The sequence below is a fragment of the Pseudomonas imperatae genome (assembly GCF_057128625.1).
This window is the reverse complement of sequence record NZ_JBSKHP010000039.1, coordinates 1-17,420: the sequence shown is the minus strand read 5'-3', so window position 1 is coordinate 17,420 and position 17,420 is coordinate 1. Positions and strand designations below refer to the sequence as shown.

The following is a 17,420-nucleotide window of genomic DNA, read 5'->3' as shown; positions in this document are numbered from 1 at the left end:
GCTGCCCCCGCCCATGAATTCGATCGTCGCCCGCTGGCGCACCAAGCACTCCCGACAAAGCCTGGCCCAACGCATTATTGTAGTCTTCGCGCTGATGACCACGTTGGTGGCTGGCGTTTTTGCCGTGGGAATTGTCGCAACCGTGCATGTGGTGGAGAAAAAGCTCACCACCACGGGGCTGGGCGGCAACCTGCACCGCATGCTGATGATGGAAAACCGCGACGACTGGACCCACCGCCCGGAAAAGGACGAGCTGTTCTTCGCCGACGACGGCCAGGGCGACCTGGCCATGCCCCCGGACCTGCAGGCCCTGGAACCGGGCTTCCACGAGGTCAGGCGCCTGGAGCGCAGCTGGTACGCCATGGTGCGGGTGGTCAACGGCCGCAAGTACATCCTGCTGCGCGACCAGCAAGGTTTCGAGGAGCGCGAGCGGCTGCTGTTCGGCGTGGTCATCACCGGCTTCGTGCTGAGCCTGCTGGGCTCGATCCTGCTGGGCTGGCTGCTGTCGCGCAAGGTCATGGCGCCGGTGATCCGCCTGGCCGGCCAGGTGCGCCACCGCGACCAACTGCTGGACCTGGCGCCGCCCCTGGCGCCCGACTACGCCGCCGACGAGGTCGGCACCCTGGCCCGTTCCTTCGACGACACCCTGGGGCGCCTGCGCTCGGCGCTGGTGCGCGAGAAGCTGTTCACCGGTGACGTCAGCCACGAATTGCGCACGCCGTTGATGGTGCTGGCCAGCTCCAGCGAGCTGTTGCTGGAAAACCCCGGCCTGGATCCCCGTGCGCGTGAGCAGGTGTCGCGCATTGCCCGCGCCAGCGCCGCCATGCGCCAGCTGGTGGACACCTTCCTGCTGCTGGCCCGGGCGGAAAACGCCGAGGGCGGCCGCGGCCCGGCCGCCGGCATGGTGCAGGTGGCGCAGGAGCTGGTGGAGACCTGGCGCACGCCCATCGAGCACAAGGGCCTGGAGCTGATCTACCTGCCGGAAGACGCGGGGGAGGGGGTGTACAACCAGACCTTCCTGGGTGCGGTAATGGGCAACCTGCTGCGCAACGCCTGGCACTACACCGACCATGGCTTCATCCGCCTGACCCTGTTGCCGGGCGGCTTCAAGGTGGAGGACAGCGGCATCGGCATTCCGGAGGAAAAGCGCCTGGAGATGTTCCAGCCGTTCGTGCGCGGCGACGAACAGCGCGGCGAGGGCCTGGGGTTGGGCTTGTCGCTGGTGCAGCGGATCTGCGTGAACGAGGGCTGGTCAGTGACCCTGACCAGCCGCGAGCCCCACGGTTGCTGCTTCGAGGTGCGCCTGGCGGCGGTCTAGCCTTTCAGGCGGTGCAGCGTGCGCGGCCACTGGTTGGGGTTCAGGGCACCCAGCACATGGGGGGTGCCGGTGACCGGGTCGACGCTCACGAACAGTGCGCTGGCGTAGCCCGGGCCGCTGCCGCCATGAATGCCGGCCTGTTTCTCCAGGGCGTTGATGCACTCGCTGTGGGTGACCAGCACCAGGTTGTGGCCGGGCTGCTTGTGCGCCACCACGTCCTGGAGCATGGTCTGCCGGCAGTTGATCAGCCAGTCCTGGGGCGTGGCGGCCTGGCCGAACATGAACATCGCGGTCTGGCGGGTGCGGGTCAGGGGGCTGGTGAACACCTGCGCCTGGGTCATGCCCAGCGCCTGCAGGCTGTTGCCCACTTCGCTGGCCACGCGGCTGCCGGCCAGGGTAATGCCATCGGCGTCGCCCAGGCAGGCACCGTCGGAACGGTCGCAGCGCTCGCCGTGGCGCACCAGCACCGCTACGTTGCCGGCCTTCCAGGCGGCCTGCAGGCCCGAGTGGCGCAGGGTCTTGCCATCACCCAGGTCGGCCGGGCCGCTTGGGCGCAGCGCCCAACCGCCTAGCGCCGAAGCCGCCACTACTGCCAGCAGGCCCATGACGACAACGCGGCGACGCAGGGCGAAACGCCGTGGCGGCAAGGGGAGGGCGACAGAGGCTACCGGCATGATGGCTCCATGGAGCTATGAAAGTGCCGGGACTATAGGGGCGGCCAGGTTAAGGGCTGGTGAATGGAATGTGAAAATTTTAGTTTTGAGGGGGGGCAATTAGGTCTGTCAGACCGTGGCACGTTGCAACAGATGTAGGAGCCGACCTTGGTCGCGACAGGCCGCGCGGGCGGCCGGTGGTGGCCGTTATCGAGTCGCAAGGCGAGCGCAAAAAGCAGCTTGCACTCTCGTCGCCAACTCGTTGCAAGGCTCTGCGACAGGGTATATACACAATATTTCAAGCGCATGTCTGCGCGCCCGAACTGCCTGAGCGAGGATGCCAAAGATGATGACACTGGGACTTTGTTCGCTGGAACTACGCAATATCATCGAATGTGCTTTTCTGCCGGCCCACTGCACCTGCACGGTGGCCCCGGACCAGTCGCTGACGGTCCAGGTCACTGACCCCGTCACCGGCCAGGTGCAACTGATGGTCACCGGTATTTCGACCGATCGGCTCAGCAGCAGTCGGGCTATTTCCGACCTGATCGCCGAGCTGCGCCATGATCTTGAGCACAATCGCCACACCTTCCCTCACGCCCTTGCCAGCTGAGGGCCTTGCCGGCGCCGCCCAGCGGCGCCGGGCCAATACTGGCGTTCCGCCAGTTACCTAAAATTTGTTTCATGTAGTTTCATGGAACTTGTCTCTGAAATGTCATGTAACGGATCCGTAATGGCGTCAGTTTTTTAACTGACTCCAACGAGACCCGTGATGATCAAGAAGATAGTCCGTCCCCTGGTAGGCGCCATGCTGGGCACTGCCGCCCTGGGTGCACACGCCGACTTCATCGATGACAGCCATGCAGACCTGACGCTGCTCAACCGCTACCTGAACCAACAGGGCAGCGACGTGGTTGGCAGCAACAAGAAGGCCAACAGCGTGCGCGACTGGGGCCAGGGCTTCGAATTCAACTTCAAGTCCGGCTACACCGAAGGCACCGTTGGCTTCGGCCTGGACCTGACGGCCTTCTACGGCGTCAAGCTGGACTCCAATTCCCAGCAGGGCAGCATGTTCCCGCTGGACGACGGCAAGTCGGCCAACGACTTCGGCGTGCTGAGCCCGACCTTCAAGATGCGCTTCCTCAAGGATGAACTGCGCGTCGGCACCCTGACCCAGAACAACCCGATGCTGGCCAACACCGACGGTCGTCTGTACCAACAGACCAACACCGGCGCGCAACTGGTGTCCAAGGATCTGGATAACTATGTTTTCACCCTGGGTAACATTACCCAGACCAAAATCCGCAACGAAACCGGCGACCAGGACATGATCACCGGCGGCGGCGCCAAGGGCAGCAACCGCTTCAGCTACGGTGGCGCCGACTATACCGGCATCAAGAACACCACCCTGAGCGGCTGGTACTCGAACCTGGCCGACTACTACCAACAGTTCTACCTGGGCCTCAAGCACACCGACCAACTGCCAGTGGGCAGCCTGGCCACCGACCTGCGCGCCTACCGCAGCCTGGGGACTGGCGGCAACGGCGACGGCGACAGCGAATACGGCGCAGCCGGCTACTACGGTGGCACCACCACCAAGGGCCGCATCAACCAGTCGACCTTCAGCATCATGGAAAGCTACAGCCTGATGGGCCACACCTTCGGCCTGGGCGCGCAGAAGAACACCGGCGACAGCGACTTCCCGTACCTGGACTCGGGCCTCAACAGCGGCGATGCCCGCCAGGGCCCTGGCAGCGGCGCGGACACCCCGGCGCTCACCAACCTGCAACTGAACAAGTTCCAGCACGCCGGCGAGCGTACCTTCCTGGCCCTGTACAAGTATGACTTCGGCCAGCTGGGCCTCAAGGGCCTGGGCTTCTCGGCCCTGTATGCCCACGGTGACCAGGTCAAGGTGGCCAGCGGTGGCGACAGCGAATGGGAACGCGACCTGGCGCTGAGCTACGTGGTGCCGGACGGTACCCTGAAAGGCCTCGGCGTGACCTGGAAGAACGCCCAGGCCAACCCCGAGATGACCGGCCAGACCCACCAGGACGAGAACCGCTTCTACGTCAGCTACGTGATGCCGCTCTGGTAACAGCTGCGCGGTGACGATGGGGTAAACGCACTGTGGGAGCCGGCTTGCCGGCGAGCTTTGAGGTATTGCCAAAAGCTCGCTGGCAAGCCAGCTCCCACAGTTTTAGTTTGCAGGGATTCATGGTTAACTCCCTGTCTTTATTCCATACCGCAGAAGGATTCCGTTCATGGCTCAAGTGACGCTCAAAGGCAACCCGGTCCAGGTCAAGGGCGAACTGCCGAAAGTCGGCGCCAAGGCGCCTGCGTTCTCGCTGGTTGCCGGCAACCTGGCCGACGTGACCCTGGCAAGCTTTGCCGGCAAGCGCAAAGTGCTGAACATCTTCCCAAGCGTTGACACCCCGACCTGCGCTACCTCGGTACGCAAGTTCAACGCCCAGGCCAGCGAACTGGCCAACACCGTGGTGCTGTGCATTTCCGCCGACCTGCCATTCGCCCAGGCCCGCTTCTGCGGCGCCGAAGGCCTGGAAAACGTGCAGAACCTGTCGACCCTGCGTGGCGCCGAGTTCAAGGAAGCCTACGGCGTTGCCCTGGCCGACGGCCCGCTGGCTGGCCTGACTGCCCGTGCCGTGGTGGTGCTGGACGAGAACGACAACGTGCTGCACACCGAGCTGGTCGGCGAAATCGCCGAAGAGCCGAACTACGATGCTGCCCTGGCAGTATTGAAGTAACACCCAGGACCAGGCACTTCGCCTGTAGCCGCTGCCGCCAGGCTGCGCTGGTCCTCCAGTACGCTGGAGATTTCCAGTGTAGGCGAGGGCCAGCGCAGCCTGCGGCAGCGGCTACGGGATGGATAGCGTCCAATGGTCTGTGTTACATGCAGTAATAAAGAAACGGCCTGGTATCCCCCAGGCCGTTTTCTTTTCTGGACGAAACACGGCATAAACGCGTCCTACGTAAATAGCGGGTAAAGGCACTTTGCAATATTCGCAACAATGATTATCGTTCCAGCCTCCCGACACACCCACTTTCAATAATGGTCGATCATTCCATGCAACCCGCCGGTTCCCGCACCTTTCCCCGTTGGCTGTTCGGCCTGCTGATCCTGATCCTGCTGATTGCCGCGGGCCTGTACTGGCGTGCGCAGCATTCGCCGGCCCAGCAGCATGAAGCCGGCGGCCCGCCCGAGAAAGGCCGCCCCCATGGCGGGCGGCCGGGCGGCAACCCCATGCGCCCAGGCTTCGGCCCGGCCAGTGGGCCGACGCCGGTGCGGGTGGCCCCGGCTACCGTGGGCGACTTCCCGGTCTATTTGAAAGCCCTGGGCACGGTGACCGCCACCAACACCATCAGCGTGCGCAGCCGCGTGGCCGGGGAGCTGGTGAAGGTGGCGTTCCAGGAAGGGCAGATGGTCAAGGCCGGCGACCTGCTGGCGGTGATCGACCCGCGCCCGTATGAAATTGCCCTGCAGCAGGCCCAGGGCACCCTGGCCCAGGACCAGTCGCAGTTGAAGAACGCCCAGCGCGACCTGCAACGCTATAAAGAGCTGTTCGCCCAGGACAGCATCGCCAAGCAGACCCTGGACACCGCGGAGGCGCTGGTGGGCCAGTACCAGGGCACGCTGCTCACCGACCAGGCCAACGTCAACAACGCCAAGCTCAATCTGGAATTCACCCAGATCCGCGCGCCCATCAGCGGCCGCGTGGGCCTGCGCCAGCTGGACGTGGGCAACCTGGTGGCCGCCAACGACACCACCGCCCTGGCGGTGATCACCCAGGTGCAGCCCATCAGCGTGATCTTCACCCTGCCCGAGACCACCCTCGACCCGGTGCTGGCCCGCGTGCGCAGCGGCGCCACCCTGCCGGTGGAAGCCTGGGACCGCGGCGACCGCGCCCAGCAGGCCACGGGCGTGCTGCACAGCATCGACAACCAGATCGACACCACCACCGGCACCCTGAAGTTCAAGGCCTACTTCGATAACAAGGACCTGGCGCTGTTCCCCAACCAGTTCGTCAACGTCCACCTGCTGTCCGACACCCTCAAGGACGTGGTGCTGGCGCCCTCGGCCGCGGTGCAGTTCGGCACCAACGGCACCTTCGTCTACGCCATGGACGGCAACGACAAGGTGCGCATTCGCCAGCTGAAGATCGGCGCCTCCGACGGCACTGTCACGGTGGTCGAGGACGGCCTGGCCAAGGGCGACCGTGTGGTGCTGGAAGGCACCGACCGCCTGCGCGACGGCAGCAGCGTGGAAGTGGTCAATGACCCAGGCCAGGTGCCCACCACCCCAGGCGAGCACCTCAAGGGTGAAGACGCCGCCGGCAAGCAGGCCGGCAACGGCCACCGGAGCAAGGCGGGCGTATGAATCTGTCGCGGCTGTTCATCCTGCGTCCGGTAGCCACTACCCTGAGCATGCTGGCCATTATCCTGGCCGGCCTGATCGCCTACCGCCTGCTGCCGGTGTCGGCGCTGCCCCAGGTCGACTACCCGACCATCCGGGTCATGACCCTGTACCCCGGCGCCAGCCCGCAAGTGATGACCAGCGCCGTGACCGCGCCGCTGGAGCGCCAGTTCGGGCAGATGCCCGGGCTCACCCAGATGGCCTCCACCAGTTCCGGCGGCGCCTCGGTGCTGACCCTGCGCTTCAGCCTCGACATCAACATGGACGTCGCCGAGCAGCAGGTGCAGGCGGCCATCAACGCCGCCACCAACCTGCTGCCCACCGACCTGCCGGCACCGCCGGTGTACAACAAGGTCAACCCGGCCGACACCCCGGTGCTGACCCTTGCTATCAGTTCGAAAACCATGCTGCTGCCCAAGCTCAACGACCTGGTCGACACGCGCATGGCGCAGAAAATCGCCCAGATCACCGGCGTCGGCATGGTCTCCATCGCCGGCGGCCAGCGCCAGGCGGTGCGCATCAAGGTCAACCCCGAGGCGCTGGCCGCTAACGGCCTGAACCTGGCCGACGTGCGCACGCTAATCGCCGCCTCCAACGTCAACCAGCCCAAGGGCAACTTCGACGGCCCCACGCGGGTGTCGATGCTCGATGCCAACGACCAGATGGTCTCGCCCGAGGAATACGCCAACCTCATCCTCAGCTACCGCAACGGCGCGCCGCTGCGCCTGAAGGACGTGTCGACCATCGTCAACGGCGCCGAGAACGAGCGCCTGGCGGCCTGGGCCAACAAGAACCAGGCGGTGCTGCTGAACATCCAGCGCCAGCCCGGTGCCAACGTGATTGAAGTGGTGGACCGCATCAAGGCGGTGCTGCCGTCGATCACCGACAACCTGCCGGCGGGCCTGGACGTGGCGGTGCTCACCGACCGCACCCAGACCATCCGCGCCTCGGTGGCCGACGTGCAGCACGAGCTGCTGTTCTCCATCGCCCTGGTGGTGCTGGTGACCTTCCTGTTCCTGCGCCGTTTCAGCGCCACGATCATTCCGTCGGTGGCCGTGCCGCTGTCGCTGATCGGCACCTTTGGCGTCATGTACCTGGCCGGTTTTTCCATCAACAACCTGACGCTGATGGCCATGACCATCGCCACCGGTTTCGTGGTGGACGACGCCATCGTCATGCTGGAGAACATCTCCCGCCACATCGAGGAGGGCGAGACGCCGCTGCAGGCGGCGCTCAAGGGCGCCCGGCAGATCGGCTTCACGCTGCTGTCGCTGACCTTCTCGCTGATCGCCGTGCTGATCCCGCTGCTGTTCATGGCCAACGTGGTGGGGCGGCTGTTCCGCGAGTTCGCCATTACCCTGGCGGTGGCCATCCTGATTTCGCTGGTGGTCTCGCTGACGCTGACGCCGATGATGTGCGCGCGCCTGCTCAAGCGCGAGCCCAAGCCGGAAGAACAGACGCGCTTCTACCGCGCCAGCGGCGCCTGGATCGACTGGCTGATCGAGGCCTACGGCCGCAAGCTGCAGTGGGTGCTGCGCCACCAGCCGCTGACTCTGCTGGTGGCCCTGGCCACCCTGGGCCTCACCGTGTTCCTTTATATGGTGGTGCCCAAGGGCTTCTTCCCGGTGCAGGACACCGGGGTGATCCAGGGCATCACCGAGGCGCCGCAGTCGATCTCCTTCAGCGCCATGAGCCAGCGCCAGCAGGACCTGGCGGCCATCGTGCTGCAGGACCCGGACGTCGAGAGCCTGTCTTCTTACATCGGCGTGGACGGCGACAACGCCACGCTCAACAGCGGGCGCATGCTGATCAACCTCAAGCCCCTGGGCCAGCGCAGCCACACCGCCAGTGAAGTCATCGCCAACATCCAGCCTGAAGCCGACAAGCTGGTGGGCATGCGCCTGTTCATGCAGCCGGTGCAGGACCTGACCATCGAGGACCGGGTCAGCCGCACCCAGTACCAGTTCAGCCTGTCGTCGCCCGATGCCGACTTGCTTAGCCAGTGGAGCGGCAAGCTGGTGGACGCCCTGCGCCAGCAGCCGCAGCTCACCGACGTGGCCAGCGACCTGCAGGACAAGGGCCTGCAGGTGTACCTGGTGATCGACCGCGACCAGGCCAAGCGCCTGGGCGTCAACGTCGCCGACATCACCAACGCCCTGTACGACGCCTTCGGCCAACGGCAGATTTCCACCATCTACACCCAGGCCAGCCAGTACCGCGTGGTGCTGCAGGCGGCCAACGCCTCGGTGATCGGCCCGCAGGCGCTGGAGCAGATCTACGTCAAGAGCACACCCAGCGACAGCGCCATCAACCAGACCGTGTCCAGCACCCTCACCGGTGCCAGCTCGTCGTTGCCGGTGACCAACAGCACCCAGGTGCGCCTGTCGAGCCTGGCGCACATCGAGCAGCGCCAGGCGCAGCTGGCCATCTCGCACATCGGCCAGTTCCCGGCGGTGATGGTCTCGTTCAACCTGGCGCCGGGCGTGGCCCTGGGCCAGGCTGTAGCGCTGATCGAGCAGGTGCAGAAGGACATCGGCATGCCGATTGGCGTGCAGACCCAGTTCCAGGGCGCGGCCCAGGCGTTCCAGGCGTCGCTGTCGAGCACGCTGCTGCTGATTCTGGCGGCGGTGGTGACCATGTACATCGTGCTGGGCATTCTCTACGAGAGCTACATCCACCCCATCACCATCCTCTCCACGCTGCCCTCGGCGGCGGTGGGCGCCTTGCTGGCGCTGCTGTTGAGCGGCAACGACCTGGGGATGATCGCCATCATCGGCATCATCCTGCTGATCGGCATCGTCAAGAAGAACGCGATCATGATGATCGACTTCGCCCTGGACGCCGAGCGCAACCAGGGGCTGGACCCGCAGACCGCCATCTACCAGGCGGCGCTGCTGCGCTTCCGGCCGATCCTGATGACCACCATGGCGGCGCTGTTCGGCGCCGTGCCGCTGATGCTGGCCGGTGGTTCGGGCGCAGAATTGCGCCAGCCGCTGGGCCTGGTGATGGTGGGTGGGCTGCTGGTGAGCCAGGTGCTGACGCTGTTCACCACCCCGGTGATCTACCTGTACTTCGACCGCCTGGGGCGCCGCTGGCGCAAGGCACCGGCCGCTGAACCGCAGGCGTCGGCATGAACCTGTCGGCCCCCTTCATTCGCCGCTCGGTGGCGACCATGCTGCTCAGCGTCGCGGTGATGCTGCTGGGCGGCGTCAGCTTCGGCCTGTTGCCGGTGTCGCCGCTGCCGCAGATGGACTTCCCGGTGATCGTGGTGTCGGCCAACCTGGCCGGCGCCAGCCCCGAGGTCATGGCCTCCACCGTGGCCACGCCGCTGGAGCGCGCCTTCGGCAGCATCTCCGGCGTCAGCAACATGAACAGCCGCTCCAGCCAGGGCTCGACGCGGGTGATCCTGCAGTTCGACATGGACCGCGACATCAACGGCGCCGCCCGCGAAGTGCAGGCGGCCATCAACGCCTCGCGGCCGCTGCTGCCCAGCGGCATGCGCAGCATGCCCACCTACAAGAAGGTCAACCCGGCGCAGGCACCGATCATGGTGCTTTCGCTGACCTCCGACGTGCTGCAGAAGGGCCAGCTGTACGACCTGGCATCCACCATCCTGTCCCAGAGCCTGTCCCAGGTGGACGGGGTAGGGGAGGTGCAGATCGGCGGCAGCTCGCTGCCGGCGGTGCGCGTGGAGGTCGAGCCCAACCTGCTCAACCAGTACGGCGTGGCCCTGGACGAGGTGCGCACCACCATCGCCAACGCCAACGTGCGCCGGCCCAAGGGCTTCGTCGAAAGCGGCGAGCACAACTGGCAGGTGCAGGCCAACGACCAGCTGGAAAAGGCCAAGGACTACGGCCCGCTGATCATTCGCTACCAGAACGGCTCGGCCCTGCGCCTGAGCGACGTGGCCAAACTCACCGACGGCGTGGAAGACCGCTACAACGCCGGCTTCTTCAACGACGACGCGGCGGTGCTGCTGGTGATCAACCGCCAGGCCGGCGCCAACATCATCAAGACCGTGGCGCAGATCAAGGCGCAGCTGCCGGCCCTGCAAGCGGTGTTGCCGGCCAGCGTGCGGCTGAACATCGCCATGGACCGCTCGCCGGTGATCACCGCCACCCTGCACGAGGCCGAGAGCACCCTGCTGATCGCCGTGGCCCTGGTGGTGCTGGTGGTGTACCTGTTCCTGGCCGACTGGCGCGCCTCGCTGATTCCCACCCTGGCGGTGCCGGTGTCGCTGGTGGGCACCTTCGCCATCATGTACCTGTGGGGCTTCTCGCTGAACAACCTGTCGCTGATGGCGCTGATCCTGGCCACGGGGCTGGTGGTGGACGACGCCATCGTGGTGCTGGAGAACATCGCCCGGCACATCAACGCCGGCATGGCGCCCATGAAGGCCGCCTACCAGGGCGCCAGGGAAGTGGGCTTCACCCTGCTGGCGATGAACGCCTCGCTGGTGGCGGTGTTCATGTCGATCCTGTTCATGGGCGGCATCATCGAGAAGCTGTTCCGCGAGTTCTCCATCACCCTGTCGGCGGCCATCGTGGTGTCGCTGCTGGTGTCGCTGACCCTCACCCCCATGCTCTGCGCGCGCTGGCTCAAGCCCCACGACCACGGCCACGAAACCCGCCTGCAGCGCTGGAGCAACCGCGTGCACGAGGCCATGGTGCGCGGCTACGACCGCACCCTGGGCTGGGCCCTGGCGCACCGGCGGCTGACCCTGATCAGCCTGGTGGTCACCATCGGCGTCAACATCGCCCTGTACGTGGTGGTGCCCAAGACCTTCATGCCCCAGCAGGACACCGGCCAGCTGATGGGCTTCGTGCGCGGCGACGACGGCCTGTCGTTCACCGTCATGCAGCCGAAGATGGAAGCCTTCCGCCGCGCCATCATCGCCGACCCGGCGGTGCTCAGCGTCGCCGGCTTCATCGGCGGCAACAACGGCACCAACAACGCCACCATCCTGGTGCGCCTCAAGCCCATCAAGGAGCGCGACGTCAACGCCCAGCAGGTCATCGAGCGCCTGCGCAAGAACCTGCCCAAGGTGCCTGGCGCACGGCTGATGCTGATGGCCGACCAGGACCTGCAGTTCGGCGGCGCCCGCGACCAGACCACCAACCAGTACCAGTACATCATCCAGAGCGGCGACCTGGCCGCGCTGCGCACCTGGTACCCGAAGATCACCGAGGCGTTCAAGCGCCTGCCGGAGCTGACCTCCATCGATGCCCGCGAAGGCCGCGGCGCGCCCCAGGTGACCCTGGTGGTGGACCGCGACCAGGCCAAGCGCCTGGGCATCGACATGAGCACCGTCACCGGGGTGCTCAACAACGCCTACAGCCAGCGGCAGATCTCCACCATCTACGACAGCCTCAACCAGTACGAAGTGGTGATGGAGATCAACCCCAAGTACGCCCAGGACCCGGTCACCCTCGACCAGGTGCAGGTGATCAACTCCGCCGGCGCGCGGGTACCGCTGTCGAGCATCGCCCACTATGAGAACAGCCTGGCCGACGACAGCGTCAGCCACGAGGGCCAGTTCGCCTCGGAAAGCATCTCCTTCGACCTCGCCGAGGGCGTGCCCCTGGACCGTGCCACCGCCGCCATCGAGCGCGCCATTGCTTCCCTGGGGCTGCCCGAGGACATCATCGTCAAGGTGGCCGGCACCGGTGACGCCTTCGCCGCGGCGCAGAAGAGCCAGCCGTGGATGATTCTCGGCTCGCTGGTGCTGGTGTACCTGGTGCTGGGTATCCTCTACGAGAGCTACGTGCACCCGCTGACCATTCTCTCCACGCTGCCGTCGGCGGGGGTGGGCGCGCTGCTGAGCATCTACGTCACCGGCGGCGAGTTCAGCCTGATCTCGCTGCTGGGGCTGTTCCTGCTGATCGGCGTGGTGAAGAAGAACGCCATTTTGATGATCGACCTGGCGCTGCAGCTGGAACGCGAGCAGGGCATGGGCCCGTTCGACTCGATTCGCCAGGCCTGCCTGCAACGCCTGCGGCCGATCCTGATGACCACGCTGGCGGCCATCCTTGGCGCGCTGCCGCTGCTGATCGGCGGCACCGAGGGCGCGGAGATGCGCCAGCCGCTGGGCCTGGCCATCATCGGCGGGCTGATCTTCAGCCAGATCCTGACCCTGTACACCACCCCGGTGGTCTACCTCTACCTCGATCGCCTGCGCCACCGGGTCAACCGCTGGCGCGGCGTGCGTACCGATGCATCCCTGGAAACCCCGCTATGAACAAGCCGACCGTGCTGCTGCGCCCCTTGACCTGCCAAATGGCCACCGCCCGCGGCTCGCGCCTGCTCAACCTGGGCCTGAGCGCGCTGATGCTCACTGGCCTGCTGCTGGGCGGCTGTGCCGTGGGGCCTGACTACAAGCGCCCGGACGTGGCCGCGCCGGCGCAGTTCAAGGAAGCCCAGGGCTGGCGCCAGGCGCAGCCCAGCGACGCCCTGGCCCGCGGTGCCTGGTGGGAAGTGTACGGCGACACCCAGCTCAATGGCCTGGTGGAGCGCCTGAACCACGCCAACCAGACCGTGGCGCAATATGAAGCCCAGTACCGCCAGGCCCAGGCGCTGGTGAATAGCGCGCGTGGCGCGTTCTTCCCCACTGTCGACCTCAGCGCCAGCAAGACCCGCTCCGGCCAGGGCGCCGGCAGCAGCAACAGCAACACCAGCCTGGGCAGTGCCGGCAGCGGCATTCGCAACAGCTACTCGGCCCAGGCCAACGTCAGCTGGGAAGCCGACGTGTGGGGCAAGCTGCGCCGCGGCCTGGAAGCCGACAAGGGCAGCGCCCAGGCCAGCCTCGCCGACCTTGCGGCCATGCGCCTGAGCCTACAGTCGGAGCTGGTGCAGAACTACCTGCAACTGCGGGTCATCGACCAGCAGAAGCGCCTGCTTGAGGCCACGGTGCAGGCCTACGAGCGCTCGCTGACCATGACCCAGAACCAGTACAAGGTCGGCGTCTCGGGCGCCGATGCGGTGGCCCAGGCGCAGACCCAGCTGCGCACCACCCAGGCTGACCTGGTGGACCTGCGCTGGCAGCGCGCCCAGTACGAGAACGCCATTGCCGTGCTGATGGGCGTGCCGCCAGCCGACTTCAACCTGGCCGAAAGCCAGGCCATCCCGGCGCTGCCGCAGATCCCCGTGCAAGTGCCGTCGCAGTGGCTGGAGCGGCGCCCCGACATCGCCGCCGCCGAGCGCTCGGTGATGGCCGCCAACGCCAACATCGGCGTGGCCAAGAGCGCCTATTACCCGGACCTGACCCTGAGCCTGTCCGGGGGCTACAGCAGCAGCACCTTCGCCAACTGGCTGAGCCTGCCCAACCGCTTCTGGTCGGTGGGCCCGCAGCTGGCCGGCACGCTGTTCGACGGCGGCCAGCGTTCGGCCGAGGTGGACCGCACCGAGGCGGTCTACGACCAGACCGTGGCCCAGTACCGGCAGACCGTGCTCAACGGCTTCCAGGAGGTGGAAAACTACATGGTCCAGCTCAAGGTGTATGAAGACGAGGCCCAAGTGCGCGAGCAGGCGCTGGAGTCGGCGCGCGAGTCCCTGCGCCTGACCACCAACCAGTACAAGGCCGGCCTCATCGCCTACCTGGACGTGGTGACGGTGCAGGCCACGGCGTTGAGCAACGAGCGCAGCGTGCTCAACGTGCTGCAGAGCCGCCTGGTGGCCAGCGTGCAACTGATCGCCGCGCTGGGCGGCGGCTGGGATGGGCAGCTGGAATTGAGCCGCGCGCCTTGATGCCGTTCGTCTGAAAGGTTAAGGTCAGCACCGGCCCTGTACAACGCTGTACAGGGGCCGGACCCTTGTAGAAGCTGGATTCGGTGATGGCAAAGCGATATCCCGCCAAGCCCCCGTATTCAGGCGCTCTTCGCAAGCAAACAAACGTTTAATTGCGTACAATCCCGGGCAGATTTTTCGCAGGGAACGCGTCGTATTTGCCGGTTTCGAGAGTCGCATGCTGATTGGTAGTTATTCCCCCTCCCTGGTTGTCATTTCACTGTGCGTGGCCATGCTGGCGTCCTATACGGCGCTCGACCTGGTAGGCCGCATCGCCACCGCGAAGGGGCGCGCGGTGTATTTCTGGATGGCCGGTGGCTCGCTGTCCATGGGCGTCGGCGTGTGGTCCATGCACTTTATCGGCATGCTCGCCTTCAGCCTGCCCATCGCCCTGGGGTATGACCTCAAACTGACCGCGCTGTCGCTGCTGATCGCTGTGCTGTCCTCGGGCTTCGCCCTGTGGCTGGTGAGCCAGCCGCGGCTGCCGTTCGGGCAACTGGCCTTCGGCGCGCTGATCATGGGCAGCGGCATCGCCACCATGCACTACACCGGCATGGCCGCCATGCGCATGACCCCCGGCATCCAGTACGATCCCGTGCTGTTCATCGATTCCATCGTCATTGCCATCGGCGCCTCGGCGGCCGCCCTCTACATAGCGTTCCGCCTGCGCCATGCCGCGCCCCACGTGGTGCTTGCGCGCGGCGTGGCCTCGGTGGTGATGGGCGTGGCCATAGTGGGCATGCACTACACCGGCATGGCCGCGGCCATGTTCCCCGAGGGCAGCGCCTGTGGCGCCCTGGGCGGTGGCCTGACCGGCAAGGGCCTGGACTACATGGTGCTGATCACCAGCCTGGCGGTGCTGGGCATCACCCTGCTGACCTCGGTGCTGGACGCGCGCATGGAGGCACGCACCGCTGACCTGGCCAACTCCCTGCGCCTGGCCAACCGCGAGCTGACGCAGCTGGCCCTGCACGACAACCTCACCGGCCTGCCCAACCGCATGCTGCTGGCCGACCGCATCGAGCAGGCGATCCAGATGGTGGACGAGAAGGGCGGCTGCTTCGCGCTGATGTTCATCGACCTGGACGGCTTCAAGCCGGTGAACGACGCCTTCGGCCACTTCACCGGCGACGAGCTGCTGCGCGCCGTGGCCCTGCGCCTGCGCGGCAACCTGCAGGGCCAGGACACCCTGGCGCGCATCGGTGGCGACGAGTTCGTGCTGCTGGTGGCCCTCGACGAGCCGGACGACGTGCCCACCGTGGCCGCCCGCCAGGTCGCCCTGATCGCCCAGCCGTTCCGGGTGGCCGAGCAGAACCTGCAGATCTCCGCCAGCATTGGCATCGCCCTGTACCCCGGCAACGGCATTGACCAGCACAGCCTGCTGATGAACGCCGACGCCGCCATGTACCACGCCAAGAGCGCGGGCAAGAACTGCTACAGCTTCTTCGACGGCTCCATGAACACCAACGCCCGCAAGCAGCTGCAACTGCTGCAGGACCTGCGCCTGGCGGTGGAGCGCGGCCAGCTGCGCCTGCACTACCAGCCCAAGTTCGAGGCCAGCACTGGCCAGCCGGTGGGCGCCGAGGCGCTGCTGCGCTGGCAGCACCCGGACATGGGCCTGCTGAGCCCGGACCGCTTCATTGACCTGGCGGAGAAGACCGGGCTGATCATCGGCATCGGCGACTGGGTGCTGGACGAGGCCTGCCGGCAGATGCGCGAGTGGGCGGTGCAGGGCTATGGCCACTGGCGCATCGCGGTGAACCTGTCGGCGCTGCAGTTCTGCCACGTGGGCCTGGTGGCCAGCGTCGCGGCGGCGCTTGAACGGCACCAGTTGGCGGCGAACAACCTGACCCTGGAGATCACCGAGACCACCGCCATGAACGACGCCGACGCCAGCATGAGTGTGCTGCGCCAGCTGTCGGACATGGGCGTGGACCTGTCCATCGATGACTTCGGCACCGGCTACTCCAGCCTGATGTACCTCAAGCGCCTGCCGGCCAACGAGCTGAAGATCGACCGCGGCTTCGTCCGTGACCTGGAGCAGGACAGCGACGACGCCGCCATCGTCTCGGCCATTGTCGCCCTGGGGCAGGCCCTGGGCCTGCGTATCGTCGCCGAGGGCGTGGAGACCGATAACCAGCAGAACTTCCTGACCCGCCTGGGCTGTGACTCGCTGCAGGGTTTTCTGTTGGGCCACCCCTTGCCGGCGGAGCGCTTCATGGCCGATATTCACGCGGCGGAAAATCTGCAGCGCGCGTCGGGCGCTTGAATTTCGTACTATTAGCCAGCCTTCAACCCTGCAATCCCCATGAGGAGTGTACCGAGGTCCATGGATAAAGTTATCGTCATCACCGGCGGCAGCCGTGGCATCGGTGCCGCCACTGCGCGCCTGGCCGCCCGCCAGGGTTACCGCGTGTGCATCAACTACCTGGCCGATGAACAGGCCGCCCAGACCACCCTGGCCGAACTGCGCGAGCTGGGCGCCCAGGCCATTGCCGTGCGCGCCGACGTCAGCGTCGAGGACGAGGTGGTGCACCTGTTCAACCGCGTCGACACCGAGCTGGGCACGGTCAGCGTGCTGGTCAACAACGCCGCCACCGTGGGCCACACCTCGCGGGTCGACGAAATGTCCGAATTCCGCCTGCTGAAGCTGCTCAAGAGCAACGTTGCCGGGCCGATCCTGTGTGCCAAGCACGCCATCCTGCGCATGTCCACCCGCCATGGCGGGCCGGGCGGCAGCATCGTCAACGTCTCCTCGGTGGCCGCGCGCTTGGGCTCGCCGGGCGAGTACGTCGATTACGCGGCGTCCAAGGGTGCGCTGGATACCTTCACTGTGGGCCTGGCCAAGGAACTGGCCGGCGAGAGCGTGCGGGTCAACGCGGTGCGGCCGGGCTACATCTATACCGAGTTCCATGCCCTGAGCGGCGACCCGGATCGGGTGAGCAAGCTGGAGCCGGGGATTCCCATGGGGCGGGGCGGGCAGCCCCACGAGGTGGCCGAGGCGATCCTGTGGTTGGCCTCGGAGCAGGCCAGCTACACCACCGGCAGCTTCCTCGACCTGGGCGGCGGCCGCTGAGCTGCCGGTGTAGCCGCTGCCGCGAGGCTGCGCTGGGACGTGCTACCGCTACATAACTCAAGTGAGGCAGCTGTTGCTCTTGCTTCCGTGCGGCCTTTGATCTTGATTGTGTGCCCCGTAAAGCGCCAGGGCCGACTGGAGGCGGCGCTCAAGCGGTCCACG

Annotated in this window: 11 protein-coding genes; 10 read left to right on the top strand and 1 reads right to left on the bottom strand. The window is 66.3% G+C overall.

What is annotated here, in order from left to right; translation table 11 throughout:
• The first annotated feature begins 13 nt into the window (after positions 1–13).
• On the top strand, positions 14–1,318 hold the full coding sequence (locus ACWKWX_RS30600; protein ID WP_416425470.1) for a sensor histidine kinase: 1,305 nt from the start codon (positions 14–16) through the stop codon (positions 1,316–1,318).
• Here ACWKWX_RS30600 and pmrG read toward each other — a convergent pair.
• Positions 1,315–1,992, bottom strand: coding sequence for a lipopolysaccharide core heptose(II)-phosphate phosphatase PmrG (gene pmrG, locus ACWKWX_RS30595; RefSeq protein ID WP_483829698.1), 678 nt, complete (start codon positions 1,990–1,992; stop codon positions 1,315–1,317). The two genes, ACWKWX_RS30600 and pmrG, sit on opposite strands and share 4 nt — an antisense overlap.
• A gap of 325 nt (positions 1,993–2,317) precedes the next feature.
• Between pmrG and ACWKWX_RS30590 the strand changes: the two genes are divergently transcribed.
• The 9 genes from ACWKWX_RS30590 to ACWKWX_RS30550 all read left to right on the top strand — a co-directional run bounded on the left by ACWKWX_RS30590 (position 2,318) and on the right by ACWKWX_RS30550 (position 17,258).
• Positions 2,318–2,584 carry a DUF1652 domain-containing protein gene (locus ACWKWX_RS30590; protein ID WP_416425468.1) on the top strand — a complete coding sequence of 89 codons (267 nt, stop codon included), beginning with the start codon at positions 2,318–2,320 and terminating at the stop codon, positions 2,582–2,584.
• A gap of 159 nt (positions 2,585–2,743) precedes the next feature.
• On the top strand, positions 2,744–4,066 hold the full coding sequence (locus ACWKWX_RS30585) for an OprD family outer membrane porin (protein ID WP_483829697.1): 1,323 nt from the start codon (positions 2,744–2,746) through the stop codon (positions 4,064–4,066).
• A gap of 166 nt (positions 4,067–4,232) precedes the next feature.
• Positions 4,233–4,733, top strand: a complete 501-nt coding sequence (gene tpx, locus ACWKWX_RS30580; RefSeq protein WP_473003401.1) for a thiol peroxidase — start codon at positions 4,233–4,235, stop codon at positions 4,731–4,733.
• A gap of 305 nt (positions 4,734–5,038) precedes the next feature.
• Positions 5,039–6,364, top strand: a complete 1,326-nt coding sequence (locus ACWKWX_RS30575; RefSeq protein ID WP_416425465.1) for an MdtA/MuxA family multidrug efflux RND transporter periplasmic adaptor subunit — start codon at positions 5,039–5,041, stop codon at positions 6,362–6,364.
• Entirely contained in the window at positions 6,361–9,534 is a 3,174-nt protein-coding gene (locus ACWKWX_RS30570) for an MdtB/MuxB family multidrug efflux RND transporter permease subunit (RefSeq protein ID WP_483829696.1), read from the top strand. Before ACWKWX_RS30575 ends, ACWKWX_RS30570 begins: the two co-directional genes overlap by 4 nt.
• The gene (locus ACWKWX_RS30565) at positions 9,531–12,638 is read left to right on the top strand and encodes an efflux RND transporter permease subunit (protein ID WP_473003397.1); all 3,108 of its coding nucleotides are present in this window, start codon (positions 9,531–9,533) and stop codon (positions 12,636–12,638) included. The genes ACWKWX_RS30570 and ACWKWX_RS30565 overlap by 4 nt, the downstream gene beginning before the upstream one ends.
• Positions 12,635–14,143 carry an efflux transporter outer membrane subunit gene (locus ACWKWX_RS30560; protein WP_483829695.1) on the top strand — a complete coding sequence of 503 codons (1,509 nt, stop codon included), beginning with the start codon at positions 12,635–12,637 and terminating at the stop codon, positions 14,141–14,143. Before ACWKWX_RS30565 ends, ACWKWX_RS30560 begins: the two co-directional genes overlap by 4 nt.
• A gap of 217 nt (positions 14,144–14,360) precedes the next feature.
• Positions 14,361–16,451, top strand: a complete 2,091-nt coding sequence (locus ACWKWX_RS30555) for a putative bifunctional diguanylate cyclase/phosphodiesterase (protein WP_416425461.1) — start codon at positions 14,361–14,363, stop codon at positions 16,449–16,451.
• A 60-nt stretch (positions 16,452–16,511) separates the two neighbouring features.
• On the top strand, positions 16,512–17,258 hold the full coding sequence (locus tag ACWKWX_RS30550; protein ID WP_483829694.1) for an SDR family oxidoreductase: 747 nt from the start codon (positions 16,512–16,514) through the stop codon (positions 17,256–17,258).
• Positions 17,259–17,420 lie beyond the last annotated feature (162 nt).

Coding starts and splice junctions, on each gene's coding strand:
- ACWKWX_RS30600 (WP_416425470.1), top strand. CDS start 14: ATGAATTCGATCGTCGCCCGCTGGCGCACCAAGCACTCCCGACAAAGC.
- pmrG (WP_483829698.1), bottom strand. CDS start 1,992: ATGCCGGTAGCCTCTGTCGCCCTCCCCTTGCCGCCACGGCGTTTCGCC.
- ACWKWX_RS30590 (WP_416425468.1), top strand. CDS start 2,318: ATGATGACACTGGGACTTTGTTCGCTGGAACTACGCAATATCATCGAA.
- ACWKWX_RS30585 (WP_483829697.1), top strand. CDS start 2,744: ATGATCAAGAAGATAGTCCGTCCCCTGGTAGGCGCCATGCTGGGCACT.
- tpx (WP_473003401.1), top strand. CDS start 4,233: ATGGCTCAAGTGACGCTCAAAGGCAACCCGGTCCAGGTCAAGGGCGAA.
- ACWKWX_RS30575 (WP_416425465.1), top strand. CDS start 5,039: ATGGTCGATCATTCCATGCAACCCGCCGGTTCCCGCACCTTTCCCCGT.
- ACWKWX_RS30570 (WP_483829696.1), top strand. CDS start 6,361: ATGAATCTGTCGCGGCTGTTCATCCTGCGTCCGGTAGCCACTACCCTG.
- ACWKWX_RS30565 (WP_473003397.1), top strand. CDS start 9,531: ATGAACCTGTCGGCCCCCTTCATTCGCCGCTCGGTGGCGACCATGCTG.
- ACWKWX_RS30560 (WP_483829695.1), top strand. CDS start 12,635: ATGAACAAGCCGACCGTGCTGCTGCGCCCCTTGACCTGCCAAATGGCC.
- ACWKWX_RS30555 (WP_416425461.1), top strand. CDS start 14,361: ATGCTGATTGGTAGTTATTCCCCCTCCCTGGTTGTCATTTCACTGTGC.
- ACWKWX_RS30550 (WP_483829694.1), top strand. CDS start 16,512: ATGGATAAAGTTATCGTCATCACCGGCGGCAGCCGTGGCATCGGTGCC.